This window comes from Luteibacter sp. UNC138MFCol5.1 (genome assembly GCF_900110505.1).
In the GTDB taxonomy this organism is placed as follows: Bacteria; Pseudomonadota; Gammaproteobacteria; order Xanthomonadales; family Rhodanobacteraceae; genus Luteibacter.
The window spans coordinates 547,529-573,995 of the sequence record NZ_FODZ01000001.1; the positions used below are offsets into that span (position 1 = coordinate 547,529).

Annotated in this window: 28 protein-coding genes, 1 tRNA gene and 1 pseudogene; 13 read left to right on the forward strand and 17 right to left on the reverse strand. The window is 67.8% G+C overall.

Features of this window, described 5'->3' with window-relative positions; translation table 11 throughout:
* Window positions 1-47: 47 nt before the first annotated feature.
* From bfr to BMY69_RS02330, 3 genes are all read right to left on the reverse strand, one after another.
* Entirely contained in the window at window positions 48-530 is a 483-nt protein-coding gene (gene bfr, locus BMY69_RS02320) for a bacterioferritin (protein ID WP_090058674.1), read from the reverse strand.
* 102 nt (window positions 531-632) lie between these two features.
* Window positions 633-836, reverse strand: coding sequence for a (2Fe-2S)-binding protein (locus BMY69_RS02325; RefSeq protein ID WP_089975646.1), 204 nt, complete (start codon window positions 834-836; stop codon window positions 633-635).
* A 57-nt stretch (window positions 837-893) separates the two neighbouring features.
* Window positions 894-1,439 carry an RNA pyrophosphohydrolase gene (locus tag BMY69_RS02330; RefSeq protein ID WP_090175206.1) on the reverse strand — a complete coding sequence of 182 codons (546 nt, stop codon included), beginning with the start codon at window positions 1,437-1,439 and terminating at the stop codon, window positions 894-896.
* A 169-nt stretch (window positions 1,440-1,608) separates the two neighbouring features.
* Between BMY69_RS02330 and BMY69_RS02335 the strand changes: the two genes are divergently transcribed.
* Window positions 1,609-1,685: transfer RNA gene (locus BMY69_RS02335), tRNA-Met, on the forward strand.
* Between the two features lie 55 nt (window positions 1,686-1,740).
* Here BMY69_RS02335 and BMY69_RS19960 read toward each other — a convergent pair.
* Window positions 1,741-2,340, reverse strand: a complete 600-nt coding sequence (locus BMY69_RS19960; RefSeq protein WP_090175207.1) for a LuxR family transcriptional regulator — start codon at window positions 2,338-2,340, stop codon at window positions 1,741-1,743.
* A gap of 208 nt (window positions 2,341-2,548) precedes the next feature.
* Between BMY69_RS19960 and queD the strand changes: the two genes are divergently transcribed.
* The 11 genes from queD to BMY69_RS02390 all read left to right on the forward strand — a co-directional run bounded on the left by queD (window position 2,549) and on the right by BMY69_RS02390 (window position 10,776).
* A complete protein-coding gene (gene queD / locus BMY69_RS02345) occupies window positions 2,549-2,902 on the forward strand; it encodes a 6-carboxytetrahydropterin synthase QueD (RefSeq protein ID WP_090175208.1) in 354 nt (117 codons plus the stop codon).
* Between the two features lie 180 nt (window positions 2,903-3,082).
* Entirely contained in the window at window positions 3,083-3,409 is a 327-nt protein-coding gene (locus tag BMY69_RS19800; RefSeq protein ID WP_139206138.1) for a phasin family protein, read from the forward strand.
* 169 nt (window positions 3,410-3,578) lie between these two features.
* Window positions 3,579-3,944 (forward strand): ATP synthase subunit I, encoded by a 366-nt coding sequence (locus BMY69_RS19805; RefSeq protein WP_255364435.1) that lies wholly within the window; start codon window positions 3,579-3,581, stop codon window positions 3,942-3,944.
* Window positions 3,945-3,946: 2 nt separating this feature from the next.
* Window positions 3,947-4,786 carry a F0F1 ATP synthase subunit A gene (gene atpB / locus BMY69_RS02355; RefSeq protein WP_090058661.1) on the forward strand — a complete coding sequence of 280 codons (840 nt, stop codon included), beginning with the start codon at window positions 3,947-3,949 and terminating at the stop codon, window positions 4,784-4,786.
* Between the two features lie 79 nt (window positions 4,787-4,865).
* Window positions 4,866-5,153 carry a F0F1 ATP synthase subunit C gene (gene atpE, locus BMY69_RS02360; RefSeq protein ID WP_089975626.1) on the forward strand — a complete coding sequence of 96 codons (288 nt, stop codon included), beginning with the start codon at window positions 4,866-4,868 and terminating at the stop codon, window positions 5,151-5,153.
* 82 nt (window positions 5,154-5,235) lie between these two features.
* Window positions 5,236-5,706 (forward strand): F0F1 ATP synthase subunit B, encoded by a 471-nt coding sequence (locus BMY69_RS02365; RefSeq protein WP_089975624.1) that lies wholly within the window; start codon window positions 5,236-5,238, stop codon window positions 5,704-5,706.
* Between the two features lie 2 nt (window positions 5,707-5,708).
* Window positions 5,709-6,242: a F0F1 ATP synthase subunit delta gene (locus BMY69_RS02370; RefSeq protein ID WP_090058660.1), complete on the forward strand. Its 534-nt coding sequence runs from the start codon at window positions 5,709-5,711 to the stop codon at window positions 6,240-6,242.
* Window positions 6,243-6,300: 58 nt separating this feature from the next.
* A complete protein-coding gene (gene atpA, locus BMY69_RS02375) occupies window positions 6,301-7,851 on the forward strand; it encodes a F0F1 ATP synthase subunit alpha (RefSeq protein WP_090058657.1) in 1,551 nt (516 codons plus the stop codon).
* 62 nt (window positions 7,852-7,913) lie between these two features.
* The gene (atpG, locus tag BMY69_RS02380; protein ID WP_090175210.1) at window positions 7,914-8,822 is read left to right on the forward strand and encodes a F0F1 ATP synthase subunit gamma; all 909 of its coding nucleotides are present in this window, start codon (window positions 7,914-7,916) and stop codon (window positions 8,820-8,822) included.
* Between the two features lie 73 nt (window positions 8,823-8,895).
* The gene (gene atpD, locus BMY69_RS02385; RefSeq protein ID WP_090058652.1) at window positions 8,896-10,308 is read left to right on the forward strand and encodes a F0F1 ATP synthase subunit beta; all 1,413 of its coding nucleotides are present in this window, start codon (window positions 8,896-8,898) and stop codon (window positions 10,306-10,308) included.
* Window positions 10,309-10,350: 42 nt separating this feature from the next.
* Window positions 10,351-10,776 (forward strand): F0F1 ATP synthase subunit epsilon, encoded by a 426-nt coding sequence (locus BMY69_RS02390; RefSeq protein WP_090058650.1) that lies wholly within the window; start codon window positions 10,351-10,353, stop codon window positions 10,774-10,776.
* Window positions 10,777-10,941: 165 nt separating this feature from the next.
* Here the strand turns inward: BMY69_RS02390 and BMY69_RS19495 are convergent, their stop codons facing one another.
* Entirely contained in the window at window positions 10,942-11,100 is a 159-nt protein-coding gene (locus BMY69_RS19495; protein ID WP_177191051.1) for a hypothetical protein, read from the reverse strand.
* Window positions 11,101-11,262: 162 nt separating this feature from the next.
* Here BMY69_RS19495 and BMY69_RS02395 point away from each other — a divergent pair, with 162 nt between their 5' ends.
* Window positions 11,263-11,862: a short chain dehydrogenase gene (locus BMY69_RS02395; protein WP_090175211.1), complete on the forward strand. Its 600-nt coding sequence runs from the start codon at window positions 11,263-11,265 to the stop codon at window positions 11,860-11,862.
* A 27-nt stretch (window positions 11,863-11,889) separates the two neighbouring features.
* Here the strand turns inward: BMY69_RS02395 and ilvN are convergent, their stop codons facing one another.
* From ilvN to BMY69_RS02455, 12 genes and pseudogenes are all read right to left on the reverse strand, one after another.
* Window positions 11,890-12,369, reverse strand: a complete 480-nt coding sequence (gene ilvN, locus BMY69_RS02400; protein WP_090058646.1) for an acetolactate synthase small subunit — start codon at window positions 12,367-12,369, stop codon at window positions 11,890-11,892.
* A gap of 2 nt (window positions 12,370-12,371) precedes the next feature.
* A complete protein-coding gene (gene ilvB, locus BMY69_RS02405) occupies window positions 12,372-14,237 on the reverse strand; it encodes a biosynthetic-type acetolactate synthase large subunit (protein ID WP_255364436.1) in 1,866 nt (621 codons plus the stop codon).
* Window positions 14,238-14,362: 125 nt separating this feature from the next.
* The gene (gene ilvC, locus BMY69_RS02410; RefSeq protein WP_090058643.1) at window positions 14,363-15,379 is read right to left on the reverse strand and encodes a ketol-acid reductoisomerase; all 1,017 of its coding nucleotides are present in this window, start codon (window positions 15,377-15,379) and stop codon (window positions 14,363-14,365) included.
* 72 nt (window positions 15,380-15,451) lie between these two features.
* Complete coding sequence (ilvD, locus tag BMY69_RS02415) at window positions 15,452-17,182, reverse strand: dihydroxy-acid dehydratase (protein ID WP_090175570.1); 1,731 nt, start codon at window positions 17,180-17,182, stop codon at window positions 15,452-15,454.
* A 26-nt stretch (window positions 17,183-17,208) separates the two neighbouring features.
* Window positions 17,209-18,273, reverse strand: a complete 1,065-nt coding sequence (gene leuB / locus BMY69_RS02420; RefSeq protein WP_090175212.1) for a 3-isopropylmalate dehydrogenase — start codon at window positions 18,271-18,273, stop codon at window positions 17,209-17,211.
* The gene (gene leuD, locus BMY69_RS02425; RefSeq protein WP_090058638.1) at window positions 18,270-18,866 is read right to left on the reverse strand and encodes a 3-isopropylmalate dehydratase small subunit; all 597 of its coding nucleotides are present in this window, start codon (window positions 18,864-18,866) and stop codon (window positions 18,270-18,272) included. The genes leuB and leuD overlap by 4 nt, the downstream gene beginning before the upstream one ends.
* Window positions 18,863-20,278: a 3-isopropylmalate dehydratase large subunit gene (gene leuC, locus BMY69_RS02430; RefSeq protein WP_090058635.1), complete on the reverse strand. Its 1,416-nt coding sequence runs from the start codon at window positions 20,276-20,278 to the stop codon at window positions 18,863-18,865. The genes leuD and leuC overlap by 4 nt, the downstream gene beginning before the upstream one ends.
* On the reverse strand, window positions 20,275-21,222 hold the full coding sequence (locus BMY69_RS02435) for a branched-chain amino acid transaminase (RefSeq protein ID WP_090058633.1): 948 nt from the start codon (window positions 21,220-21,222) through the stop codon (window positions 20,275-20,277). The genes leuC and BMY69_RS02435 overlap by 4 nt, the downstream gene beginning before the upstream one ends.
* Before the next feature lie 55 nt (window positions 21,223-21,277).
* Window positions 21,278-22,462: pseudogene (locus BMY69_RS02440) on the reverse strand (2-isopropylmalate synthase); the annotation flags it as partial.
* 360 nt (window positions 22,463-22,822) lie between these two features.
* Complete coding sequence (thrC, locus tag BMY69_RS02445; RefSeq protein ID WP_090175214.1) at window positions 22,823-24,100, reverse strand: threonine synthase; 1,278 nt, start codon at window positions 24,098-24,100, stop codon at window positions 22,823-22,825.
* Window positions 24,101-24,102: 2 nt separating this feature from the next.
* Window positions 24,103-25,053 (reverse strand): homoserine kinase, encoded by a 951-nt coding sequence (locus tag BMY69_RS02450; RefSeq protein WP_090175572.1) that lies wholly within the window; start codon window positions 25,051-25,053, stop codon window positions 24,103-24,105.
* A complete protein-coding gene (locus BMY69_RS02455) occupies window positions 25,047-26,135 on the reverse strand; it encodes a homoserine dehydrogenase family protein (protein WP_255364458.1) in 1,089 nt (362 codons plus the stop codon). The genes BMY69_RS02450 and BMY69_RS02455 overlap by 7 nt, the downstream gene beginning before the upstream one ends.
* Window positions 26,136-26,467 lie beyond the last annotated feature (332 nt).

Sequence of the window (26,467 nt, forward strand, 5' to 3'; positions counted from 1 at the left end):
CCGGTCGCCACAACGAAGAAGGCCGCCTCGCGGCGGCCTTCTTCGGATCAGGACTTGTCGAGCGATCCGACCTTGCTGAGCATGTAGCGCTCGGGCCCGATGTCGGAGATCAGGCTGAACTGGGTTTCCAGCCAGTCGATGTGCTCTTCCTCCTGGCCGAGGATGAACTTGAAGAGATCGCGGCTCACGAAGTCGTGGATGCCTTCGCTGTAGGCGATCGCCTCGCGCAGGTCCTTGGTGGCGATCATCTCGAGGTCGAGGTCGCCCTGCAGCGCTTCGACGACGTTCTCGCCGATGCGCAGCTTGCCCAGGTGCTGGAGGTTCGGCAGGCCGTCGAGGAAGAGGATCCGCTCGATGAGCTTGTCCGCGTGCTTCATCTCCTCGATCGACTCCTCGTACTCGTGCTTGGCGAGTTCGTTGTAGCCCCAGTCCTTGAACATCCTGTAATGCAGGAAGTACTGGTTGATCGCGGCCAGCTCGTTGTAGAGGACCTTGTTGAGGTATTCGATGACCTTCGCGTCGCCCTTCATGAGGGATCTCCCTGGTGTGCAGGGCACGACTATACGGCGGGGCGAACCGCCGTGACGAAACGAGAATGAAGATGTTTCGCGTCCGCGACGGGACGCGGGGCGTCAGGCCGGCGAGGGCAGGAAGGTCAGCGTGGAGCGGACGTCCGACACGGCGTCGCGGAGGCACTGCCGTGCTTCCGGCTCGCAGGCGCCGCAGCAGTCCGAGCAGCCCGTGCGGGCCTGGAGTTCGGCGAAGGTCTCGACGCCCTCGGCCGCGGCGCGGCGGATGGCGTGGTCGGTGACGGCGTTGCACATGCAGATGTACATGGATGCAGATTCGAACGCGAATGCGAACGATTGTCAACTGCGGAAAACTGAACGGGTTCAGACCCCGGCTTCGCGCGCCTGTCGCTCGGCCTCGGCCTGCTGCGGGCAACGGCCCACCTCGACGCTGCAGACCGTCTCCACGGTGGGGGCGAACTGGCGCAGGGCCCGCTCGTAGACCTGGCGCTTGAAGTTGACCACGTGGTTGGCCGGGTACCAGAAATCCACCCAGCGCCAGAGGTCGAACTCGGGCTTCTCGCAGGCATCGAGGCGGAAGGCGTCCTCGCCGCACTTCAGGCGGAGAAGGAACCACACCTGCTTCTGCCCGATGCAGGTCGGGCGCTGGTGGTGGCGGACGAAACGGCTGGGCAAGCGGTATCGCAGCCAGCCGCGGGTCTCGGCGAGCACCTCGACGTGCTGGGCCAGCAGGCCGGTTTCTTCCTCCAGCTCGCGGTACATCGCCTCCAGCGGCGTCTCGTCGCTGCGCATGCCGCCCTGGGGAAACTGCCAGCCGTCGCGATTGACGCGGCGCGCCCAGAACAGGCGGCCGTCTCCATTAAGGAGCACGATCCCCACATTCGGTCGATAGCCATCTGCGTCGATCATTCGCCCTCCGCGGACCGTTTCCGGCGCCTCCGGCCTCGTGGCCGGCCCCGCCGTTGCTCGATTCAACCACAGCGCTCCGAGCGCGGGCAAGGCGCTACTTGAACGGGAGCCCCGGGCCGATTAAACTGCCCGGCCTTCGCGGGTCCGCCTGCGAACGACCAGGTTCCACGGCTAGGTAGCTCAGCTGGTCAGAGCGCGGCACTCATAATGCTGAGGTCGGCGGTTCGAGCCCGCCTCTAGCCACCAGAAAAAAGAAAGGCCGCCTCCGGGCGGCCTTTTTCTTGGGCAGGTCCCGGCGGTGCTATGCCGTGGCCGCCTCGTCCATCCTCGGCGGCATGTCGAGCACCGCCCTCGCAAGTTCCACCGCGTTGTGCACGCGGAGCTTGGCCATGAGGTTGGCCCGGTGCAGTTCCACCGTCTTCGGGCTGATGTGCAGCTCCCCGGCGATGACCTTGTTGAGCTTGCCGCACATGATGCCGTCCAGCACCTGCGACTCGCGGCGGGTGAGCGTCACGCCCGGCGGGAGGCACGCGACCGGCGCGCCGGCCGGCTCGTCGGCGACGCGCGGCGCGTCGGGCAGGGGCATCAGGAACACGGCGTCGAACGCCGTGGGCGGAACATCGATCACCTGCCTCGTCACCCGGTACCGGCGGGGCGCCGCATGGCGATCGCGGAACAGGAACTCGTCGGCCTCGTCGGTGGGCGCGAGATGCGAGGCCAGCCACGCGGGGCCCGCCCGACCGCGCGACGTGCCGAACTCGCGCTGGAACGCGGGGTTGACCAGCACGGCCCGGCGCCCGTCCCGAGGCCAGACGACACAGGGCAGGGGGATCGCGGCGAACACTTCTTCAGCCAGTCCGCACACGTGCGGACCGTCGAGCGAATCACGACCGAGACACATCGAGGCCTCCTGGAGGCATGCGCAGGTGGGCCGGCGACACCCCTTCCGCATCGCCGACTGGTTACCACTGCAACCGCTTCGTCATGAAAAGTCCATGTTTCACGGGCCTGGATGCCTCAAACTGCGAACCGCGTCGTGAATACCACTTTCGCCGGAAACGCTTGACCGCGTCCGTTACAATGGGCGATCCCCGCGAATCCGCCTCCCCATGCGCATCTTCAAGACCTTCAACATCGAGGCGGCCCACCGCCTGCCGAACGTGCCGGAAGGGCACAAATGCTCGCGACTGCACGGACATTCGTTCCGGGTCGAGCTGCACGTCGAGGGGCCGACCGATCCCGTCCTCGGCTGGGTCATGGATTTCGGCGACCTCAAGGCGCGGTTCCAGCCGCTCTACGACCGGCTCGACCATCACTACCTCAACGACATCGAGGGCCTCGAGAACCCCACGAGCGAGAACCTCGCCCGCTGGATCTTCGACAAGCTGAGTCCGGACGTGCCCGGCCTGGCCAAGGTGGTGGTCCACGAGACCTGCACCTCGGGCGCCGAATACGCTCCCTGAGCCCGGCGCAGGCCCTTGGTGGGAGCGCGCTCGCGCGCGAATGGGTGCTCGCGGCAAGCGCCCGTTCGCGCGCAAGCGCGCTCCCACCGAAGCCGGGTCGGTCGCAAGGTTTCGCGGTTGCTGCGTCGCCGCAGACGGGTCTACACTCCGGCACCTCCCCGTTCCCCGACGGTCGTCCCGATGTCCCATGTAAACGGTTACCCCGATTTTGCACGCTTCGTCGAACAGGCCGCGGCTGCGCAGGCGCTCGCCTGGCGCGGCATGGAACGCGTCGCCGACCTCCAGCTCCAGGCGATGGAGGGCCACGCGCGCGCCGCGACGGGCCTGATCGCCGATGCGATGGTGGCCCCGGACGCGGAGGCGCTGCGCGCCGTGCTGGCCCGCGGCGGCGAGCTGCAGCGGGAAGGCGTCCAGCGCAACGCGTCGGTCGCCGGCGACATCCTCGACGTGGCCGTGTCGACGGCGACGTCGCTCGGCGCACTGGTCGGTCCGCCCGCCAGGGCCTGACCGACCGCGTCCCCTCGCGAACGACGCGACACAAGGTCGCGCCGGCGGGTGGTTATGGGCTTTCGTAGCTTGTCCCGCCGTTTACGCGGCTGGTATACTTTTCCAGATTAAACCGTGGCCCGTTGAACCAGCAGGTGCCGCCTTCGAGCGAAACCACGGGAGCCTCGCGTTGCTTAACAGTCTTGCCGCCGGTCGTCACCTCGCCTTGCGCATCGTCATCGCGCAGCTGGTGGTGGCCGTCGTAGCGGGACTCGCTTTTTCCCTGCAGGGTCGACCAGCCGCGCTGGCCGCCTTCGGGGGTGCCCTGATCGTCGCCATCGCTACCGCGCTGCTTGCCGCGCGAGCGTTCAGCGCGCTGGGCGGGGCGGGGGCGACGTTCACGAGGTTCCTGGTGGGCATGATCCTTCGCTGGATCGTCCTCATCGGTGGACTGGCGCTCATTCTGGTTCAGTGGAAGCTGCCACCCTTGCCCGCTCTGGCGGGACTGGTGGCCGGCTACGCGGTCAACGTATTTGCATTCAGATTCAAGGGTTGAGCATGGCGAGCGAACCGCAGGGCGGTCTGACCGAATACATCCAGCACCACCTGAACCACATGACGGTGAATTTCAGCGCCGATCATTTCTGGTTCTGGAACCTCCGTGCGGACTCGATCATCATCTCGTTCGTCCTCGGCGCGGCGTTCTGCCTGTGGTTCTGGCTCTACGCGCGCAAGGCGACGTCCGGCGTGCCGTCGAAGGGCCAGGCCCTCGTCGAACTCGCGATCGAGTTCGTCGACACGCAGGTGAAGGACACCTTCCACGGCGACCGTCGCACGGTCACGCCGCTGGCGCTGTCGATCTTCATGTGGGTGTTCCTCATGAACGCGATGGACCTCCTGCCGGTCGATCTCGCCGGCTGGCTCGTGCACGTGTTCGCGGGTGACGAAGTCGCCCACCACACCTACTTCCGCATGGTTCCCACCGCCGACATCAACACCACCGTGGGCCTCTCGGTCGCCGTGCTGTTCATCGTCATCGGCCACGGCATCAAGGCGAAGGGCGGTTTCGGCTTCGGCAAGGAGCTCCTCACCGCGCCGTTCCACGCGTCCAACCCGATCGCCAAGCTCATCCTGGTGATCCCGAACTTCCTTCTCAACGTCGTCGAAACCCTGTCGAAGCCCGTGTCGCTGGCGATGCGACTCTTCGGCAACATGTACGGCGGCGAACTGGTGTTCATGCTGATTGCCGGTCTGATGGTGAGCTGGATCAGCTTCGTGCCTGGCGTCGTGTTCAACACGGCGTGGGCGATCTTCCACATCCTGATCATCGCCCTCCAGGCGTTCATCTTCATGATGCTGACGATCGTCTACATCGCCACGGCGCGGGAACATCACTAACTCACCGCGACGCTAAACCTTTCAGCTCCACCCTTTTCGTTTCCATCCTTTCGCTATTCGTTTATCCCAGGAGAACACCATGGAACTCGCCTCGCTTCTCGCCCACGTCCAGGGCATGACCGCCATCGCCATCGGCGTGATCATCGGTCTCGGCGCGCTCGGCGCCTGTCTCGGTATCGCCGTCATGGGCTCGAAGTTCCTCGAGTCGGCCGCTCGCCAGCCGGAACTGGTCCCGCTGCTCCAGGGCCGCATGTTCCTGCTCGCCGGCCTGATCGACGCGGCGTTCATCATCGGTCTCGCCGTCGCCCTGCTGTTCGCGTTCTCGAACCCGCTGGTCGGTGTCGTGCGCGCCGCCGTCGGCGGCTAAGCAGCCGTTCGTCTTGTCGCCGTGACCGCACCGGTCACGGCGATCGTCAGTACCCAAGCGTTCGGAGTCTTTCGGAGAGATCATGGAAATCAACATGACCTTCCTGGGCCAGATGATCTCTTTTGCGATCCTGGTCTGGTTCACCACCAAGTTCATCTGGCCCCAGCTCAACGGTGCCATCGAAGAGCGCCAGAAAAAGGTGGCCGAGGGTCTGGCCGCCGCCGAGCGCGCGCGCGCCGAACTCAAGGATGCCGACGCCAAGGTCGCCATCGAGATCAAGCAGGCCCGCCAGCAGTCGACCGAGATCATCGATCGCGCCCAGGCGCAGGCCAATCAGATCATCGAGAAGGCCCGCGCCGAAGCGATCGACGAGATCAACCGCCTGAAGGCTTCGGCCCAGGACGAGATCGCCTCGATGGCCCAGCGTGCGCGCGAACAGCTCCGTGAGCAGGTCGGTGCGCTCGCCGTGAAGGGTGCCGAGAAGATCGTCCAGCGCGAAATCGATCCGGCGGCCCACAAGGCGCTTCTCGACCAGCTCGCTGCCGAGATCTGATCATGGCCCAGGCGCTCACCCTCGCCCGTCCGTACGCGCGTGCCGCCTTCGAGGTGGCACACGCGTCCGGTGCGCTCGCCGACTGGTCGGCGGCGCTGAATTTCTCCGCCGCGGTCGCGGTCGACCCCCGGGTCGCCGGCCTCGGCAACGATCCGCGCGTGCTGCCGACGCAGCTCGTCGCCATCCACCTCCCGCAGGGCATGGCTGCCGATGCGCCGTTCGCACGCTTCCTCGAGGAGCTGGCGGAAAACGGCCGCATGCACCTGTTGCCCGAAATCGCCGCGCTCTACGACCAGTACAAGCTGGAGTCCGAGTCGACCCTGAAGGTCAAGGTCACGAGCGCACTGGATCTCGACACGGCGCAGGCGGAACTGCTGCGCGCGTCGCTGAAGCGTCGCTTCAAGCGCGAGATCGAACTGGATACGCACGTCGATCCGGCGTTGCTCGGCGGTGTCGTCATCGACACGGGCGAGCAGGTGATCGACGGTTCGGCGCGCGGCCGCCTGCAACGGCTGGCCAGCGCGCTGACGCACTGATTACGAGCTTCTCATACCACCGGGTGCCGTGAGAGCGGCGCAACCCAAGGAACCGACCATGTCCAGCACCACTCTGAATCCGTCCGAGATCAGCGAGCTGATCAAGACCCGCATCGAGCAGTTCAAGCTCGGCGCCGAGGCACGCAACGAAGGCACGATCATCAGCGTGTCCGACGGCATCGTGCGCATCCACGGCCTGGCCGACGTGATGCAGGGCGAAATGATCGAACTGCCGAACGACACCTACGCCCTCGCGCTGAACCTCGAGCGCGACTCGGTCGGCGCCGTGGTGCTCGGTGAGTACCAGCACCTGCGCGAAGGCGATGCCGCCAAGACCACCGGCCGCATCCTCGAAGTGCCGGTCGGCCCGGGCCTGCTCGGCCGCGTCGTCGACGCGCTGGGCAACCCGATCGACGGCAAGGGCCCGATCGACGCCGTGGGCACCAGCCCGGTCGAGAAGGTCGCGCCGGGCGTGATCTGGCGCCAGTCGGTCGACCAGCCGATGCAGACGGGCTATAAGTCCATCGACTCGATGATCCCGATCGGCCGCGGCCAGCGCGAGCTGATCATCGGCGACCGCCAGACGGGCAAGACCGCCGTCGCGATCGACGCGATCATCAACCAGAAAGATTCCGGCATTAAGTGCATCTACGTCGCCATCGGCCAGAAGCGCAGCTCGATCGCGAACGTCGTGCGCAAGCTGGAAGAGAACGGCGCGCTCGCCAACACGATCGTCGTCGTCGCTTCCGCGTCCGAAGCCGCCGCCCTGCAGTACGTCGCGCCGTATTCCGGCTGCGCGATGGGCGAGTACTTCCGCGACCGCGGCGAAGACGCCCTGATCGTGTACGACGACCTCTCCAAGCAGGCCGTCGCCTACCGCCAGATCTCGCTGCTGCTGAAGCGTCCCCCGGGCCGCGAGGCGTACCCCGGCGACGTCTTCTACCTGCACTCGCGCCTGCTCGAGCGCGCCTCGCGCGTCAGCGCCGAGTACGTCGAGAAGATGACCAACGGCGAGGTGAAGGGCAAGACCGGCTCGCTCACCGCGTTGCCGATCATCGAGACGCAGGCGGGCGACGTCTCGGCGTTCGTTCCGACCAACGTGATCTCGATCACCGACGGCCAGATCTTCCTCGAGACCGATCTGTTCAACGCCGGTATCCGTCCGCCCGTCAACGCCGGTATCTCGGTGTCGCGCGTCGGTGGTGCCGCCCAGACCAAGATCATCAAGAAGCTCTCCGGCGGCGTGAAGCTCGCGCTCGCGCAGTACCGTGAGCTCGCCGCGTTCGCGCAGTTCGCCTCGGACCTCGACGCCGCCACGCGCGCGCAGCTCGACCGCGGTCAGCGCGTCACGGAACTGATGAAGCAGCCGCAGTACTCGCCGCTGTCGATCGCCGAGCTCGGCGTGTCGGTCTACGCGGCCGAGAAGGGCTACCTCGACGACCTGCCGGTCAACAAGGTGCTGCCGTTCGAGAAGGGCCTGCACGCCTTCATGCGCCAGAACCACGGCGACCTGATGACGAAGATCGACCAGACCGGCGACTGGGACAAGGACATCGAGGCGACCTTCAAGGCCGCCGCCGACGAGTTCAAGAAGACCGGTAGCTGGTAAGCGACACCCACGCGGGGCGGCTCGTCCGCCCCGCTGCGTCACCCTTTACAGACGAGTAAGCCATGGCAAGCGGCCGCGAAATCAAAACCAAGATCAAGAGCACGCAGAACATGCGCAAGGTGACGCGCGCGCTCGAAATGGTCTCTGCGTCGAAGATCCGCAAGGCACAGGACCTGATGAAGGCCTCGCGTCCCTACGCGCGCCTGATGCGCAAGGTCATAGCGCACGTCGCGCAGGCCAGCACGGACTTCACCCATCCGTTCCTCACCGAGCGCGAGAACGTGGCGCGCGTCGGCTTCATCGTCGTGTCGACCGACCGCGGCCTCGCGGGCGGCCTGAACTCGAACCTGTTCCGCCGCACGCTGACCTCGATCCGCGAATGGCAGGGCAAGGGCGCGCAGATCGACGTCGTGGCCGTGGGCCAGAAGGCCGTGCAGTTCTTCCGCCGCATCAAGGGCGTGAACCTGATCGGCACGGCGACGCACCTGGGTGAGAAGCCGAAGGTCGAAGACCTCATCGGCGTCATCAAGGTCGTGCTCGACGCGTACACCGACAACAAGCTCGACCGCGTCTTCCTGGTCTACAACGACTTCGTGAACACCATCGTGCAGAAGCCGCGCATCGAAGCGCTGCTGCCGCTGTCGCTGGTCGCCAACGAGCTCGAGAACGCGGGCGGCGCGGAGTCGGAAGGCGTCAAGGTCGAACAGACGCACGACTGGGACTACATCTACGAACCCGATGCGCGCACGGTGCTCGAGCACCTGATGACGCGTTACATCGAATCGGTGGTGTACCAGGCCGCGCTCGAGAACCTCGCCAGCGAACACGCCGCGCGCATGGTCGCCATGAAGGCCGCGTCGGACAACGCCACGAAGGTGATCGGCGAACTGACGCTGGTCTACAACAAGGCGCGCCAGGCGGCGATCACGCAGGAAATCTCGGAGATCGTCGGCGGCGCCGCGGCGGTCTAATCGAACAAGCGAAGGCGACGCGAGAGCGGCGCCGCTACAGAAAACCTAAAGAAGATTCATCCGGAGCACATCCATGAGCCAGGGTAAAGTTGTTCAGATCATCGGCGCGGTCGTCGACGTCGAATTCCCGCGCGACCAGGTACCGCAGGTCTACGACGCACTGAAGGTCGACGGCACCGAGATCACCCTCGAAGTGCAGCAGCAGCTCGGCGACGGCGTCGTGCGCACCATCGCGCTCGGTTCCACCGACGGCCTGCGCCGCAACCTGATCGCCCGCAACACCGGCGAAGGCATCGCCGTGCCGGTCGGCAAGGCCACGCTCGGCCGCATCATGGACGTGCTCGGCAACCCGATCGACGAAGCCGGTCCGATCGGCGAGCAGGAAAAGTGGGTCATCCACCGCGAAGCCCCGTCGTACGACGACCAGGCCGCCGCGAGCGAGCTGCTGGAAACCGGCATCAAGGTCATCGACCTGATGTGCCCGTTCGCCAAGGGCGGCAAGGTCGGCCTGTTCGGCGGCGCCGGCGTGGGCAAGACCGTCAACATGATGGAGCTCATCAACAACATCGCGAAGGCGCACTCGGGTCTGTCCGTGTTCGCCGGCGTGGGCGAGCGTACCCGCGAGGGCAACGACTTCTACCACGAGATGAAGGACTCCAACGTTCTCGACAAGGTCGCGATGGTCTACGGCCAGATGAACGAGCCGCCGGGCAACCGTCTGCGCGTGGCGCTGACCGGCCTGACGATGGCCGAGTACTTCCGCGACGAGAAGGACGAGTCGGGCAAGGGTAAGGACGTCCTGCTGTTCGTCGACAACATCTACCGCTACACGCTGGCCGGTACGGAAGTGTCCGCGCTGCTCGGCCGCATGCCGTCGGCCGTGGGTTACCAGCCGACGCTCGCCGAGGAAATGGGCGTGCTGCAGGAGCGCATCACGTCGACGAAGACCGGTTCGATCACGTCGATCCAGGCCGTCTACGTTCCTGCGGACGATCTGACCGACCCGTCGCCGGCGACGACCTTCGCGCATCTCGATGCGACCGTCACGCTGAGCCGTAACATCGCGTCGCTCGGCATCTACCCGGCCGTGGATCCGCTGGATTCCACCAGCCGTCAGCTCGACCCGGGCGTGATCGGCCAGGAGCACTACGACACCGCGCGCCGCGTGCAGGTCACGCTGCAGCGCTACAAGGAGCTCAAGGACATCATCGCGATCCTGGGCATGGACGAGCTGTCGCAGGAAGACAAGGAAGCCGTTTCGCGCGCGCGCAAGATCGAGCGCTTCTTCTCGCAGCCGTTCCACGTGGCCGAAGTGTTCACGGGTTCGCCGGGCAAGTACGTCCCGCTGAAGGAAACCATCCGCGGTTTCAAGATGATCGTGGACGGCGACGTGGACTACCTGCCGGAGCAGGCCTTCTACATGGTCGGCGGCATCGACGAAGCCATCAAGAAGGGCGAGGAGATGGGTGCGAAGAAGGCCGCGTAAGCGCCTTCTTCTCCCATCCCCCGACCAACGGAAGACCAGCCCATGACCCATACCATCCGCGTCGACATCGTCAGCGCCGAAGCCGAGATCTTCTCCGGCGAAGCCACGCTCGTGGTCGCCACCGGTGAGCTTGGCGAGCTGGGCATCGCGCCGCGTCACGCTCCGCTGATCACCCGCCTCAAGCCGGGTCACGTGGACGTGGTCGCCACCAACGGCGAACGCCAGCAGTTCTACGTCTCCGGCGGCATCCTCGAGGTGCAGCCGCAGGTCGTGACGATCCTCGCCGACACGGCAGCGCGCGCCGCCGATCTCGACGAGGCCGCCGCCCTGAAGGCGAAGGAAGAAGCCGAGGCCGCCCTGGCGAATCGCGGCGAGCAACTGGACGTCGCGGAGGCGCAGGCCAAGCTGGCCGAAGCCCTCGCCCAGCTCCAGGCACTCGAACGCATGCGCAAGACGCTCAAGCACTAAAAGAAAAACCCCGCTCCTGCGGGGTTTTTTTTGGCCCTATGGGAGCGGACCTGGCCGCGACAGCTCTTCGCGAGGCGCTACAGGATCTCAAGGCTCTTGACCCAATGATCCGCCGCGCCCCGCGAAAACCCGTCGCGGCCAGGTCCGTTCCAACAAGCGGCCGGGTCAGGGCTCCAGCGGCTCGATCGGGTCGTCGTTCTGCGGAGGCTCCGGGTCCGCGTCGCGCTCGGGGCGATAGCTCCCCGGCTGGCGGATCTCGTCCTCGGGGCGGTTCTTGCCCGGCTCGACGAACGGGGGCTGGGGATTGGTCGGTGTGTAGGGCATGGGTGTCCACTCCACGGTCGGGGAAGGTCCCCAACGTAGGCACCCCGAGGTGAATCCTCCGGCTAAGGCCCGTAAAGCCAGGGTGCAAGCCGCGGCGCGCTGGCGAGACCGCGCGCACCGCTCGCGCTATCGTGCGAGCCGGATTCCGAAAGAGCGACAGCCATGAAAATCCTCGTTATCGGCGCCAGCGGCACGCTGGGCCAGGCAGTGACGGCCGAACTGGGTGGACGTCACGAGATCGTCCGCGTGGGACGTTCCAGCGGCGACATCCACGCCGACATCCGCGACGCGGCCAGCGTCACCGCGATGTACCGCCAGGCCGGAGAGGTGGACGCCGTCGTCTGCGCGGCTGGCAGCGTGCCGTTCCTGCCGCTCGCCGACTTCACCGAAGCGAAATACATCGAGGGCCTGCAGGACAAGCTCCTCGGACAGGTGCGTCTCGTCCAGGCCGGCACGGCGCATGTCCGCGACGGTGGCTCGTTCACCCTCATCAGCGGCGTCCTCAGCGACCAGCCCATCGTGGCGGGCACCTGCGCGAGCATGGTCAACGGCGCGATCGAGGCGTTCGTTCGCGCCGCCGCGATCGAGCTTCCGCGCGGCATTCGCATCAACGCGGTGAGCCCGACCGTGCTGACGGAGTCGATGGAGAGCTACGGTCCGTTCTTCCGCGGCTTCGAGCCCGTTCCGGCCGGCCGCGCCGCCATGGCGATGTCGAAGTCCGTCGAAGGGCGCCAGACGGGGCAGGTGTTCCGGGTCTGGTAAGTCGGCGGAGGGCGCTTCTTCTTCGCCTCACGCAATCGCCAGCGGCCGCTCGATCGCCGCGATGCCGCTGCGTGCATGGTCGACGATTTCGCCCGCGCGTCGAAGCGCGTCGAGGAAGGTGTCGATGTCCTCGGCGCGACCGGTGTACTCCAGCACCGACTGCGATCCATGCCGCTGAAGCAGGCGCGCACCGAAGCGCGCCACCAGCGCGTCGATCGTGTCGTCTTCGGCATCCACGCGCGCCACGAGCAGCTCGCGTTCGACGTGCTCGCGACGCGTGAGCTCGGCGATTTCGATCACGTCGACGAGCTTCGCGGACTGCTTCACGATCTGCTCGATGACGCCGTCGTCGCCGTACACGACGAGCGTCAGGCGCGACGCGTCGGCGTCCTGCGTGGCGCCCACGGTGAGCGATTCGATGTTGTACCCACGCGACGCGAAGAGACCGGCGACGCGTGCGAGGGCGCCGGCTTCGTTCTGCAGCAACATGGAAACGAGATGGCGCATGGTCAGAACATCCCTGTCGGTTCGGTGGACGAAGCGACCGGCGCCGAACGGCTCGGAATCCAGTCGCCGGTGATCATCTCGGCATAGGTCGCGCCCGGGCCCACCATCGGGTAGACCCCGGCATCGGGATCGATCACCACCTCGAGGAACGCGGGCCCCTCGAACGCGAGGAAGTCGGCGATGGTGTCGTCGATCGCGGCCGGATCGTCGAGCCGTCGCGCCCACTCGAAGCCATCGGCCTGCGCGGCGCGAACGAAATCCTTCTTGTGCAGGCTCTTGTCGGAGGCGGAGAAGCGCCCCTTGAAGAACAGCTTCTGCCACTGCCGCACCATGCCGTCGCCGCTGTTGTTGAGCACGACCACCTTCACCGGCAGGTTGTACGTGGTGACGGTTTCGAGCTCGCCGATGTTCATGCGGATGCTCGCGTCGCCGTCGATGTCGATCACGACGCGGTCGCGACGCGCGAACTGCGCGCCGATCGCCGCCGGCAGGCCGAAGCCCATCGTGCCCATCGAACCGGACGTGAGCCAATGCCTGGGTTCGCGAAAATCGAAGTACTGCGCCGCCCACATCTGATGCTGGCCCACGCCCGTGCTGATGATGGCGCGACCGTCGGTGATGCGATTGATCGCTTCGATGATCGCGCAGGGCTGGATGGCCTCGCTGTCGCGACAGAAGTTCATGGGATGGCTCGTCTTCAGCGCGGCCACATGTGCGTGCCACGCCGCGTAATCGGGGCGGAAGCCATGGCGCTCGCCGTACGAGGTCAGTCGCGCGAGCGCGACGTCGAGCGTGCCGACGTGGTGCCAGTCGACCGACTTCACCTTGCCGATCTCGGCGGGATCGATGTCGATCTGCGCGATCGTGCGCGCGCGGGGCGCGAACTTGTCGGGCACACCGACGACGCGATCGTCGAAGCGTGCGCCCAGCGCGAATACGAAGTCGCAATCGTCCATCGCGTAGTTCGCGTAAGCGGCACCGTGCATGCCCAGCATGTTGAGGGACAGCGGATCGGTAGTATCGAAGCCGCCGATGCCCATCAGGGTGGTGACCACGGGAATGCCGAACGCATGCGCGAAGTCGCGCAGCGCATCGGCCGCACCGGCGGAGACGATGCCGCCACCGGCGTAGATGAGGGGGCGCTCGGCGCGGTCGAGCGCGGCGAAGAAGCGGGCGCACTCGGCGTCGTCGATACTCGCCGACTCGACGGCGCGCAGGCGCGACCGATACCCGCGCACGGGCAGTTCGCGGCTGCCGTCGAACACGAGCGTGGCGTTCTGCACGTCCTTCGGAATGTCGACGACGACCGGTCCGGGCCGGCCGCTGCGTGCGATGTGGAAGGCGGTGCGCAGCGTCGCTTCGAGCGTGGATGCGTCGGTGACGAGGAACACGTGCTTCGCGCACGAGCCCATGATCGTGCTGATCGGTGCCTCCTGGAACGCGTCGGTTCCGATGGAGCCCGTCGGCACCTGGCCGCTGATCACCACCATCGGGATCGAATCGGCCATGGAATCGCGGACCGGCGTCACCGCGTTGGTGGCGCCTGGGCCTGAGGTGACGAGCGCGACGCCGACGCGGCCGGAAGCGCGCGCGTAACCGGCGGCCATGAAGCACGCGCCCTGTTCGTTCGCGGGAACGATCAGCGGCATCGGGTCGCTGCCGTCTTCGCGCGGATGATCGGCGTTGAAGCGGAAAACGGCGTCGTACACGGGAAGGATGGCGCCGCCGGAGTAGCCGAAAAGGACATCGAGGCCTTCGTCGGCAAGTACCTGCACGACGATGTCCGCGCCGGTCAGGGTGGTGCCGGCCAGGGGATGGTTCGAAGGTGGGCGGCGAATGTCGCCGACGGTGTCCGGTTGGGCGTTCACGGTGTGCTTGGTCCTTTGAAGCGCTTGGAGTCGTAACGATCGCTGGGTGGCACTGGGTCGGTGGGAAGCCCGCTTGCTCGCGAGCGCGCTTCCCACCTTGGTTTCCTACCGCCGTGGCGGAACCATCAACCCGCCTTCGCAGGCTCGACGGGCTTCGGCTGGTTCGCCGCGAGCCACGGCATGCGGGCGCGGAGCTGGGCGCCGACCTTCTCGATCGGGTGATCGAGGTCCTTCTGCTTGAGCGCCTTGTAGTTCGGCAGGCCGGCCTTGTATTCCGCCGTCCATTCGCGGGCGAACGTGCCGTCCTGGATGTCCTTCAGCACCGCCTTCATCTTTTCCTTCGTGCTGTCGTCGATGACGCGCGGGCCGCGCGTGTAATCGCCGTACTGCGCGGTCTCGGAGATGAACTCCAGCATGCGCGCGATGCCGCCTTCGTAGAACAGGTCCACGATCAGCTTCAGTTCGTGCATGACTTCGTAATAGGCGATTTCCGGCCGGTAGCCCGCCTCGGTGAGCGTCTCGAAGCCCTTGATGACCAGCTCGGTCGCGCCGCCGCAGAGCACCGCCTGTTCGCCGAAGAGATCGGTTTCGGTCTCTTCCTTGAAATCGGTTTCGATGAGCATGGCGCGCGCGCCGCCGATGCCCGCCGCGTACGCGGTGGCACGATCGGTGGCGTTGCCGGTGGCGTCCTGATGCACGGCGTACAGACAGGGCACACCGCGGCCGATTTCGTATTCGCGACGGACCAGCGCACCCGGGCCCTTCGGCGCGACGAGCACGACGTCGATGTCCTCGCGCGGCTGGATCTGGCCGAAGTGCACGTTGAAGCCGTGCGCGAACAGCAGCGTCGCGCCGGGCTTCATGTTGGCCTCGATGGCGTCCTTGTAGATGCCCGGCTGCGTCATGTCCGGCGTGAGCACGGCGACCAGGTCGGCGCCGCGCACGGCTTCCGACGGCTCGGCCACTTCGAAGCCGTCGACGTAAGCACGGTTCCAGGACGGACCGCCCGGGCGCAGGCCGACCACGACGTCGAGACCGGAGTCCTTCAGGTTGAGCGCATGCGCGCGACCCTGGCTGCCGTAGCCGAGCACGGCGATACGGGCGTTCTGCAACGGGGCGGTGGTGGCTTGCTTGTCGGTCATGGGTATCTCCTCGGAAAATCGAATGGGTTGGGGCGGCGCGACATCGGTTCGCGCTGGCTGTGGCAGCCCTGGCTAGTTGCCGATCAGTTCCTGCGTAAAGTCCTCGTCTTCGATCTCGCGACGCACGCGCGTGCTGGCGACGGGCGCGTCGTCGAAGGCCTGCGTCACGGCACCTTCGGCGGCCGAGCCGACGAGGCGCGCGTACTTCGCGAGCACGCCGCGCGTCACCTTCGGTGCCGACGGTCGCCACGAGGCGCGGCGGGAGGCGAGATCCGCGTCGGTGCGCAGCTCGCGCGTCGAGGCATCGATGAAGATCGCGTCGCCTTCGCGCAGCAGGCCGATCGGACCGCCGCGCGCCGCCTCCGGCGCGATGTGGCCGACCATGAAGCCGTGCGTCGCACCGCTGAAGCGGCCATCCGTGATCAGCGCCACGTCGTTGCCGAGGCCGCGGCCGACGAGCGCGGCGGTCACGGCGAGCATCTCGCGCATGCCTGGGCCACCGGCCGGACCTTCGTTGCGGATCACCATCACGTCGCCGGCGCGGATGCGTCCCGCCTGCACGGCGGCGAACGCCTCCTCCTCGCTCTCGAACACGCGCGCGGGGCCGGCGTGGCTCGTGCGGCCGTGACCGGCGAGCTTCAGGATGCAGCCCTCCGGCGACAGGTTGCCGTAGAGGATGCTGTAGCCGCCGCGTGGCTTGAACGCGGCATCGACGCTGCGCACGACCTGCTGGCCTTCGGTCGCCGGCGGTGCCGCGTCGAGTTCGGCGAACAGCGTGCGCCCGGTGACCGTCGGGGTATCGACGATCATGCCGGCCTTGCGCAGTTCGTTGGCGACCACGGCGGTGCCACCCGCCGCCGTCAGTTCGACGGCGCTGTAGCGGCCGCCGGGCTTCAGGTCGGCGATCACGGGCGTATGCGCCGACGCGGGTTCGAAATCCTCGATCGACAGCGGCACGCGCGCCTCGTTGGCCATCGCCAGCAGGTGCAGCACCGCGTTGGTCGAACCCGCGGTCGCGGCGACCATGCGCGCCGCGTTGTCGAACGCCTGGCGAGTCATCACGTCGCGCGGCCGGCGGTTGGCTTCGAGGCACTGCATCGCCAGTTCGCCGCACCGGAAGGCCGCGTCGCGCTTGGCCGCGTGCGTCGCCGGGATGTCGTTGAGACCCACCGGGGACAGACCCAGCGTGGTCAGCACCATCGCCATCGTGTTCGCCGTGAACTGCCCGCCGCACGCGCCGGCGCCCGGGCAGGCGTGACGCTCGACGTCTTCCAGTTCCGCGTCGTCGATCTTGCCGGCACCGTGGGCGCCTACCGCCTCGAACACTTCCTGCACCGTGATCGGGCAGCCGTTGCGGCTGCCGTGATCGATGCTGCCGCCGTACAGCGCGACGCCGGGGATGTTCAGGCGGGCCAGCGCCATCGCGGCCGCGGGAATCGTCTTGTCGCAGCCGCACAGGACGACCATGGCGTCGAGGCAGTGGCCGTCGACCGCCAGTTCGATGGAATCGGTGATGATCTCGCGGCTGACCAGCGACGAACGCATGCCGGTGGTCCCCATCGCGATGCCGTCCGTGACGGCGATCGTGTTGAACTCTACGGGCGTGCCACCCGCCGCGCGCACGCCGTCGGCCGCCGCCGCGGCGAGGTCGCGCAGGTTGAGGTTGCACGGCGACACGTTCGACCAGCTGTGCACGATCGCGACCATCGGCCGCGCGATGGCCTCGTCGTCGAGGCCCGTGGCGCGCAGCATCGCGCGCGCCGGCGCGCGGTCCGGGCCGGTCTTGATCGCATCGCTGCGCAGCGTGCGGATCGGGATCTTCTTCGTGTTCATGCGGCCTCCGCGTTGGCGGTGCAGGCGTCCAGGACGGCACGGGTGACGGCGTCGGTGGAGGCGGTGCCACCGAGGTCGCGCGTCAGGTTGCCGTGCTCGAGCACGTGATCGACGGCCGCCTGGACGGCCGCCGCTTCCTCGGACAGTCCGAGCGAGTGGCGAAGCAGCATCGCCGCCGAGAGGATCGTGCCCAGCGGGTTTGCGAGCGACTGGCCGGCGATGTCGGGCGCGGAGCCGTGGATCGGCTCGTACACGCCCGCGCCGGGTCCACCCACCGATGCCGACGGCGACAGGCCGAGCGAACCGGCCAGCACCGACGCTTCGTCGGTCAGGATGTCGCCGAACATGTTCTCGGTCACGATGACGTCGTAGTCGGCGGGACGCGTGAGCAGGTGCATCGCCATCGAGTCGACCAGCTGGTGTTCCAGCTCGACGTCGGGATAGTCGGCGGCGACGCGCGTCGCGACGGAGCGCCACAGTCGCGACGTCTCCAGCACGTTCGCCTTGTCCACCGACGTCACCTTCCGGCGCCGCGTGCGCGCCAGCTCGAAGGCATGGCGGACCACGCGCTCGACTTCGGCGACGCTGTAGCGGCATTCGTCGGTGGCGTCGTCGTCGCTGCGCGTCTTCGCGCCGAAGTAGATGCCGCCGGTGAGTTCACGGATGAAGACGAGATCGACGCCCTTCGTGCGCTCCGGCTTCAGCGGCGACAGCGCCGCGGTGCGCGGATGCAGCTTCAGCGGGCGGACGTTGGCGAACACGCCGAGCAGCTTGCGCATGGCCAGCAACCCCTGTTCCGGGCGCACCGCCGCGTTCGGGTCCGACCACTTCGGTCCACCGACGGCGCCGAGCAGGATGGCGTCGGCGGCGAGCAGGGCTTCGCGCGTGGCGGGCGGCAGCGGATCGCCGAAGCGGTCGATGGCGTCGCCACCGATCGCATGCTCCGTGAACGTGAACTCGTGGCCGAAACGCCCGGCGACCTGGCGCAGCACGGCGACGCCGGCGGCGGCGACTTCCGGGCCGATGCCGTCACCCGGCAGTACGACGATCGAAGCCTTCATGCGGCTTTCTCCTGTTGGTGTTCGAAGGCGGCGATGTCGTCGGCCTGCTGGAGCAGGAAGCCCAGCTGGTCGACGCCGTTGAGCAGGCAGTGGCGCGAGAAAGCGTCGAGGTCGAAACGGATCGAGCCACCGTCGGGCAGCCGGATCGTTCCTTCCGCGATGTCGATGCGCAGCTCGGTACCCGGGTTGTCGAGCAGCCAGCGATGCTCGGCGTCGCTGACGACGATCGCGAGCAGGCCGTTCTTCAGCGCGTTGCCGCGGAAGATGTCCGCGATCTCGTTGGAGATGACGGCCTGGATGCCGTAATCGAGCAGCGCCCACGGCGCGTGCTCGCGCGACGAACCGCAGCCGAAGTTGCGGCCGGCCACCAGGATCGAGCATCCGCGCGCCTGCGGCTGGTTCAGCGGGAACGCCGGGTCGTCGCTGCCGTCCGCGGCATAACGCCAGTCCTGGAAGCAATGACGGCCGAGGCCGGTGCGCTCGGTGGTGGTGAGGAAACGGGCGGGAATGATCCGGTCCGTATCGATGTTCTCGTCGCGCAGCACCGCGGTGCGCGAATGCACGTAGGCGAGCGGGCGGGTGGTCTGGCTCATGCGGCGACTTCCTGGTTCATGTATTCGCGGGGGTCGGCGACACGGCCGGCGACGGCCGACGCGGCGGCGACCAGCGGGCTGGCGAGCACGGTGCGTGCGCCCTTGCCCTGGCGTCCCTCGAAATTGCGATTGCTGGTGGCGACGACGAGCTGGCCCGGCTGGGCGAGATCGCCGTTCATGGCGATGCACATCGAGCAGCCCGGCTCGCGCCACTCGGCGCCCGCCGCGCGGAACACCTCGTGCAGGCCTTCCTGCTCGGCGGCGCGGCGCACCTGTTCGGAACCCGGCACGACGAGCATGCGCACGCCCTCGGCGACCTGACGGCCGCGCAAGATGTCGGCGGCCGCGCGCAGATCGGACAGGCGCCCGTTCGTGCAGCTGCCGATGAAGACGACGTCGACGGCTTCGCCGGCGATCGGCTTGCCCGCGGTGACCTTCATGTAATCGAGCGCGCGCTGCTCGATCGCGTCGGCGGCGGCGGGAACCGGCGCGTGGATCGGCACGACCATGCCGGGATGCGTGCCATAGGTCACCGACGGCTGGATGGCCGAGGCGTCGATGCGCACTTCGCGGTCGTAACGCGCACCCTCGTCGCTCGGCAGGGTGCGCCAGTACGCGACAGCGCGATCCCACGCGTCGCCCTTCGGCGCGCGCTCGCGCCCTTCGAGCCACGCGAAGGTGGTCTCGTCCGGCGCGATCAGGCCCGCGCGGGCTCCCGCTTCGATCGACATGTTGCACACGGTCATGCGCTCTTCCATCGACAGCGCGCGGATCGCCTCGCCGGTGTACTCGAGCACATGGCCCGTGCCGCCGCCGATGCCGATCCGGCCGATGATGTGCAGGATCAGGTCCTTCGCGGTGACGCCGGCCTGCAGCGCACCGTCGACATGGATGGCGAACGATTTCGGCTTGCGCTGGAGCAGGCACTGCGTCGCCAGCACGTGCCCGACCTCGGTCGTGCCGATACCGAACGCCAGCGCGCCGAAGGCGCCGTGCGTCGCGGTGTGGCTGTCGCCGCAGACGATGGTCATGCCGGGATGCGTCGCCCCGACTTCGGGACCGGCGACATGCACGATGCCGCGCTGCGGACTGTCCCAACCCATCAGGTCGACGCCGAACTCGCGCACGTTCGCTTCGAGCGTCGCGACCTGCGCTTCGGCTTCCTTCGTGTAGTAGGGACGCTTGCCGTCCGCGCCGGGCGGCAGCGTGGGCGTGGAGTGGTCGAGCGTGGCGAGCGTGCGGTCGGGCCGCCGCACGCGCAGGCCGCGCGAGCGCAGCTCGTCGAACGCCTGCGGCGAGGTGACCTCATGCACCAGGTGCAGGTCGATGTAGAGCACGCCCGGGGTGCTCTCGGTTTCGGCCTTGACCTGGTGGGCGTCCCACAGCTTGTCGAAGAGGGTCCGTGCGCTCATGCCGCGGCCCTCCCGCTGGTCGCTTCCTCGACCGGTGTCAGCCAGCCCCAGCGGTCCTCGGTGCGGCCGTCGAACAGGCCGAAGAACGCCTCCTGCAGCTGTCGCGTGACGGGGCCCGGACGGCCGCTGCCGACCGGCTTGCGGTCCACGGAACGCACGGCCGTCACCTCGGCCGCCGTGCCCGTCATGAAGACTTCGTCGGCGAAGTACAGCATCTCGCGCGGCAGCGACTGCTCGACGACGTCGAAGCCGCGATCCCGCGCGAGCGTCAGCACGGCGTCGCGTGTGATGCCGCACAGGATCGAGGAAGCGGCCGGCGGCGTATAGATGACGCCCTTGCGCACGATGAACAGGTTCTCGCCCGCGCCTTCGCTCAGCAAGCCGTCGGTACCCAGTGCGATGCCTTCGGCGTAACCGCCGTTGATGGCTTCGCGCGCGATCAGCTGGCTGTTGAGATAGTTGCCGCCCGCCTTCGCGCCGCTCGGGTAGGTGTTGGGCGCGGCGCGGTTCCACGACGACACGCACACGTCGACGCCTTTCTCGATCGCGTCGGCGCCGTGATACGCACCCCAGGGCAGGGCGATGATCGCGACGTCGACGGCGGTATCCAGCGACGGCGCGAGGCTGAAAGTGAAGCCGCTGCGGAACACGATCGGTCGCACGTAGGCCGACTGCAGGCCGTTCGCGACGATCACTTCGCGGCAGGCGCGATTGATCGTCGCCGCGTCGTACGGCATCGACAGGTCGTAGATGCGCGCCGAATGGAACAGTCGCTCGGTGTGCTCCTCGAGGCGGAAGTAGCGCGGGCCGTCCGGTGTGGCGTACACGCGCACGCCTTCGAAGACGGAGGATCCATAGTGCAGCGCATGCGCGCCGACATGCACGGTGGCGTCGGCCCAGGTCTTGATGCGACCGTTGTGCCAGAGATGGGTCGGGGCTTCCATGGATCCTCCTTCAGGACTCGACCGCGACGCGCGCGGCGGTGGTGGTGTCTTCGTACTCGCGCATCAGTGCGACGAGATCGTCGTTGGTGACCGAGCGCTGGCTGTCCGCCAGCACTTTGAATCGCTCGAACACGGCGTCCAGTGTCGCGTCGTCCATCTCGTAATCGAGCTCGACCAGGCGCTGGCGCAGCGCGTGCCGGCCCGAGTGCTTGCCGAGGACGAGCGAGGTCTTCGCGCCGACGTCCTGCGGACGCATGATTTCGTAGGTGCCGCGGTGCTTGAGCATGCCGTGCTGGTGGATGCCGGATTCGTGCGCGAACGCGTTGTCGCCCACGATGGCCTTGTTGCGAGGTACCGGCTGGCCCGTCACCTCCGCCAGCAGGCGCGACGTCGGGAACAGGCGTTGGGTGACGATGCCCGTGTCGACACGGAACAGCGGCGCGCGCGTGTGCAGCGCCATCACCACTTCCTCGAGCGCCGCGTTGCCCGCGCGCTCGCCGATGCCGTTGATCGTGCACTCGACCTGACGCGCGCCCGCGCTGATGGCGGCCAGGCTATTGGCCACCGCCATGCCCAGGTCGTCGTGGCAATGCGCGGAGAACACGACCTTGTCCGCACCGCGCACGTGCTGGCGCAGGTAGGTAAACATGGCGGTGATTTCGGAGGGGGTGACGTAACCGACGGTGTCGGGCGCGTTGAGGACGCTGGCGCCGGCTTCGACGGCGACCGAGAAGATCTCGGCGAGGTATTCCGGCTCGGTGCGCAGCGCGTCTTCGGCTGAAAATTCGACTTCGTGTGCGAGGGCCTTGGCCCGCATGATCGCCGCGGCGGCGATGTCGATGACTTCTTGCTTGCTCTTGCCCAGCTTGTGTTCGCGATGCAGCGGCGATGTGGACAGGAACAGGTGGATCCGTGAATGCCTGGCACCTTCCAGTGCCTTGCCCGCGCTATCGATGTCGGCATTCTGACATCGGGCCAGCGCGGCGACCGTGGGTGTCTTCAGCACCCTGGCGATCTCCGCCACGGCGGCGAAATCGTCGGGTGAGGCCTGCGGAAAACCGGCTTCGATGATGTCGACGCCCAGTTCTTCCAGGGCATGCGCCATGCGCAACTTCGCGCGCCGGTCCATCGAGAAGCCGGGGGCTTGCTCGCCGTCGCGCAAGGTCGTGTCGAAGATGCGCACGCGTCCGCCTACGTCGCTGTCGACGGCGTCGGTGCTGCCCTGGTGTGCTGGATTCATGTCTGGCTCCGCTCGTTGATGAGGCGGGCCGGGCAACAAAAAACCCCGCATCCGTTTCCGGGTGCGGGGTTCTTTGGGAGTCTTCAGGTCGTTTTCTTGCTACCTGGACACTTGCCCTCAGCCCGCACCTCCGCAGGTAATAAGTACAAGGCTAATAAGAAGGAGGCCGCTGCCGAGACGCAGCTTGCCGACCACCGACGTAAGTCGGTTCAGGTCAATGCGGCCATGGGTGTTGCGCTGCGTCATGTGATCGAACGTAAGGCAGGTCGACGACCCGTGTCAACACTTACGAACGAAACTTTTTCCCGCGAGACGTCCAGACGTCCAAATAATGCGACGTGCGGCACGCTTCCATATATCTCACCACGACCGGAGCCAATTCGCGAAAATTAGCGGATCGGCCGTCATCGGTTCGGCCTCGGCGTCGCGCGAGAGCATGGCGGCCAACGCCTCCGGCACTTCGATGGGGTGTCCGACGAGCGGCTCGACGATGGATTCGAACTTGGCCGGATGCGCGGTGGCGGCGATCGTCCACGCGCGACGGTCGCCCGCCATGCGCCGGCGTTCGAACACACGTATGGCCGTGGCCGTATGCGGACAGAACACTTCGCCATCCGCGACCGCATGGCGGTGGATCACGTCGCGGATGGCCGCGTCGTCGACGCTCTCCGCGGCACCGTTCATGCGTGTGGCGCTCTCGTCGCCGAACAGATGGCGCAGGCGCTCGAAGTTGCTCGGCGCCCCCACATCCATCGCGTTCGCGATCGTGGGGATCGCATCGCGCGGACGGTACGGCATGCCGCCGAAGAAGTCGGGCAGTGTTTCGTTGGCGTTACAGGCGAACACCACGTCGCCGATGGGCAGGCCCAGCTCGCGCGCCCACAGGCATGCCACGGCATTGCCGAGGTTGCCGGTCGGCACGATGGCGTTCATCGGGCCATCCGCCTGCAACGACGCATGGCCGAAATACGCCATCTGCGGCAGAAGGCGGCCCAGGCTGATGCTGTTGGCGGACGAAAGCGGCACGTCGGCCTGCAGGGCGTCGTCGCCCAGCGCGCCTTTGACCAGCCGCTGGCAGTCGTCGAAGCTGCCTTCCACGCGCAGCGCGCGCACGTTGCCGCCGAAGCTCCCCAGCTGGTGCGCCTGCCTCGGCGATACGCGGTTGTCGGGGTAGAGGATGGCGACCCGGAAACCGGGCAGGCCATGAAATGCGGCACCGACCGCGGCGCCCGTGTCGCCGGACGTGGCGACGAGGATCGTCAGGGGGCCGTCCGCCGCGCGGCGCAGGCGCACGAGGCACGCCGCGAGGAAGCGCGCGCCGAAATCCTTGAACGCGGCGGTCGGTCCGTGGAACAGCTCGAGCACGTGCGCGCCGTCGATGCGCAGTTCGCGCCGCGGCGCCGGATGCGCGAAGGCCTCGGCGCAGATCGCGGGCAGCTCGTCGGCGAGCGGATCGCCGGCGAAGAATGGTTCCAGCATATGCAAGGCCGTACCGGCCAGATAGCCCGCGTCGGCGGGAGGCGACACGCGTGGCATCGCCTCGGGCACGTAGAGGCCGCCATCCGGCGCGAGGCCCGCCGCGATGGCGGCCGACAGTCCGACCGGCGCGGCGACGCCGCGCGTGCTGACATAACGCATCGTCACAGCACCCGGGCGGCGGGGCCGTCGATCGGGGCGACGAGCACGTCGCTCGGGTGACCCGCGGCGAGGAAGGCCGCATGCATGTCGCGCGCGGCGGCGGCGGCGGAATCCCTGTCCTCGAACCAGCCGAAGACGCTCGGTCCGGCGCCGGAAATGCTCGCGCCGAGCGCGCCGTGGTCGAGCGCCGCCTGTTTCACCTGCGCGAAGCCGGGGATCAACGGCGCGCGTCGCGGTTCGACGAGCACGTCGGAGAGCCCGTCGCGCACCAGCGCCGCGTCGCCGCGATAGCAGCCGGCGAGCACCATGGCGAGGTTGGCGCTCTGCGCCACGAACTCGCCGAGCGCATAGTGCCCGGCCAGCGCGGCACGGGCCTTGCGCGTCTCCAGCACCACGTGCGGATGCACGAGCGCGCAATGCCATTCGGCGGGAATCGGGATGCGCACGAGGCGGTGCTCCGTGGCGAGCACGAGTCCGCCGAGCAGCATGGGGCCGAGGTTGTCGCCGTGACGGCTGCCGCTGGCGACTACTTCGCCGTCGAGGGCGAAGGGGTAGAGCGCTTCGCGCGGTAGCGATTCGTCGAGCAGTTCGTTCGCGGCGACGACGGCGGCGACACAGGACGCGGCGGAGCCGCCCATGCCGGAGCCCAGCGCAATGCCTTTATGCAGTGTCAGCTCGAAGCCGAACGGCAACGCGAGCCCGCGCATCATGGACAGCAGCGCGGCGCCGGCGGTGTTTTCGGCGGCGGCCATGGGCAGGTCGGTGATCACGCCATCGATGGCCGCGATGCGCACCTCGCGTTCGGCGATGCGACGCACGTCGGCGCGATCGCCGGCACCTTCCACGGTATGGCCGAGGATGTCGAAGCCGATGCCGACGTTGCCGACGCTGGCGTATGCCTCGGCGATGGCGACATCCGCACGGACGAGGGGCGAGGATTGTTCTTTCAGCATGCGCACCGTTTTACTCCCATCGCGCCCGCCACGCGCAGCAGGTCGGTGAATACCGCTGCCGCCGTGACCTCGGGGCCGGCACCCGGCCCCTGGACGACCAGCGCATTGTCGCAGTAACGGCGCGTGGCGAAACGCAGGACGTTGTCCGTCAGTTGGGCGTGTGCGAAGACATGGTCGCGCGGCACCACCTGCACGCCCACCGAGCCGTGGCGGCCATCGAACCGCGCCACGTGGCGCAGTACACCACCCGCCATGCGTGCTTCGGCCAGCAGCACCGCCATGGGACCGTCGAGCGCGGCGAGGCCGGCCATGAAGTCGTCGCGCGACGCATCCGCCAGCGGGGCGGGAACGAGGCTGCGCACGGCGATGTCGTCGAGCGAGAGGGCGACCCCCGCCTCGCGCGCCAGGATGACGAGCTTGCGCGCGACGTCCATGCCGGAAAGATCGTCGCGGGGATCGGGCTCGGTGTAACCCATCGCGTGGGCCTCGCGGACCAGCGCCGAGAACGGCACGGACCCGTCGAAGCGGTTGAGCAGCCACGCCAGCGTGCCCGAGAGCATGCCCTCCACCGCCATGAGCTCGTCACCGGTGTCGAGCAGGTCGCGCAGCGTCTGCACCACGGGCAGGCCGGCGCCGACCGTGCCCTCGTAATGGATGCTCGCGCCGCTGGCCGCGGCCGCGGCGCCGATCCGCCGCCAGCGCTCGAGCGGGCCGCTGCCGGCCCGCTTGTTGGGCGTGACCACGTGGATGCCCGCACCGATCCACCCCGCGTAGTGGTCCGCCACGGCATCGCTGGCACTGCAGTCCGCGAGCACGGCCGGTTCGCCGTGCTCGCCCGCGACATATGCGGCGAACTCGTCGAGTTCCGCCGGTCGCCAGGTCTGCGCGCCGTGGGTGCGTCCGTTGAGGGCGTCGTCGTCGCAGTCCAGCCACATGTGCCGGCTATCGCAAACGGCGCGCAGCCGGAGGTCGAGGTGGCAGTCGCGCAGCAGGCGCGGCGCGGCGGCGCGCAGCTGGGCGAGCAGGGCGGTGCCGACCTTGCCGGGCCCCACGATGCCGAGGTTCACGACGAGCGGGGCCACGGCCGCGCGCGCGGGCGCGGCACGTAGCGGTGAGCGGTGGGGAGCGATGGCGATGGACACGGGTCAAGCCTCCGGTGGAAGGCCCGTTCGTCGCGTCAGGTGGGATGTCGGCTGTCGAGGCTCCGGCGCCGGTCCCGTCCTGCGGGAGGTCGGGGCCGGCAGCGACAGGGAACTAAGCGCGCGCGGACTCCGATCCTCCGACCGTGGTAGTGGTCGTGGTTGTCGTCGTCGCGGTGGAAAGGAACGCGGGCGCGCCGGCCGTGAGGGCCGGGAAGGAACGCAGCGCTGGCGCGTGGTTGGACATGGCCCGACGTTATGCCCGGGTCTCGGGG

Bases quoted from the DNA above. Each gene is read 5' to 3' on its own strand.
- bfr (WP_090058674.1), bottom strand. From the start codon at position 530: ATGAAGGGCGACGCGAAGGTCATCGAATACCTCAACAAGGTCCTCTAC.
- BMY69_RS02325 (WP_089975646.1), bottom strand. From the start codon at position 836: ATGTACATCTGCATGTGCAACGCCGTCACCGACCACGCCATCCGCCGC.
- BMY69_RS02330 (WP_090175206.1), bottom strand. From the start codon at position 1,439: ATGATCGACGCAGATGGCTATCGACCGAATGTGGGGATCGTGCTCCTT.
- BMY69_RS19960 (WP_090175207.1), bottom strand. From the start codon at position 2,340: ATGTGTCTCGGTCGTGATTCGCTCGACGGTCCGCACGTGTGCGGACTG.
- queD (WP_090175208.1), top strand. From the start codon at position 2,549: ATGCGCATCTTCAAGACCTTCAACATCGAGGCGGCCCACCGCCTGCCG.
- BMY69_RS19800 (WP_139206138.1), top strand. From the start codon at position 3,083: ATGTCCCATGTAAACGGTTACCCCGATTTTGCACGCTTCGTCGAACAG.
- atpB (WP_090058661.1), top strand. From the start codon at position 3,947: ATGGCGAGCGAACCGCAGGGCGGTCTGACCGAATACATCCAGCACCAC.
- atpE (WP_089975626.1), top strand. From the start codon at position 4,866: ATGGAACTCGCCTCGCTTCTCGCCCACGTCCAGGGCATGACCGCCATC.
- BMY69_RS02365 (WP_089975624.1), top strand. From the start codon at position 5,236: ATGGAAATCAACATGACCTTCCTGGGCCAGATGATCTCTTTTGCGATC.
- BMY69_RS02370 (WP_090058660.1), top strand. From the start codon at position 5,709: ATGGCCCAGGCGCTCACCCTCGCCCGTCCGTACGCGCGTGCCGCCTTC.
- atpA (WP_090058657.1), top strand. From the start codon at position 6,301: ATGTCCAGCACCACTCTGAATCCGTCCGAGATCAGCGAGCTGATCAAG.
- atpG (WP_090175210.1), top strand. From the start codon at position 7,914: ATGGCAAGCGGCCGCGAAATCAAAACCAAGATCAAGAGCACGCAGAAC.
- atpD (WP_090058652.1), top strand. From the start codon at position 8,896: ATGAGCCAGGGTAAAGTTGTTCAGATCATCGGCGCGGTCGTCGACGTC.
- BMY69_RS02390 (WP_090058650.1), top strand. From the start codon at position 10,351: ATGACCCATACCATCCGCGTCGACATCGTCAGCGCCGAAGCCGAGATC.
- BMY69_RS19495 (WP_177191051.1), bottom strand. From the start codon at position 11,100: ATGCCCTACACACCGACCAATCCCCAGCCCCCGTTCGTCGAGCCGGGC.
- BMY69_RS02395 (WP_090175211.1), top strand. From the start codon at position 11,263: ATGAAAATCCTCGTTATCGGCGCCAGCGGCACGCTGGGCCAGGCAGTG.
- ilvN (WP_090058646.1), bottom strand. From the start codon at position 12,369: ATGCGCCATCTCGTTTCCATGTTGCTGCAGAACGAAGCCGGCGCCCTC.
- ilvC (WP_090058643.1), bottom strand. From the start codon at position 15,379: ATGACCGACAAGCAAGCCACCACCGCCCCGTTGCAGAACGCCCGTATC.
- leuB (WP_090175212.1), bottom strand. From the start codon at position 18,273: ATGAAGGCTTCGATCGTCGTACTGCCGGGTGACGGCATCGGCCCGGAA.
- leuD (WP_090058638.1), bottom strand. From the start codon at position 18,866: ATGAGCCAGACCACCCGCCCGCTCGCCTACGTGCATTCGCGCACCGCG.
- leuC (WP_090058635.1), bottom strand. From the start codon at position 20,278: ATGAGCGCACGGACCCTCTTCGACAAGCTGTGGGACGCCCACCAGGTC.
- BMY69_RS02435 (WP_090058633.1), bottom strand. From the start codon at position 21,222: ATGGAAGCCCCGACCCATCTCTGGCACAACGGTCGCATCAAGACCTGG.
- thrC (WP_090175214.1), bottom strand. From the start codon at position 24,100: ATGCGTTATGTCAGCACGCGCGGCGTCGCCGCGCCGGTCGGACTGTCG.
- BMY69_RS02450 (WP_090175572.1), bottom strand. From the start codon at position 25,053: ATGCTGAAAGAACAATCCTCGCCCCTCGTCCGTGCGGATGTCGCCATC.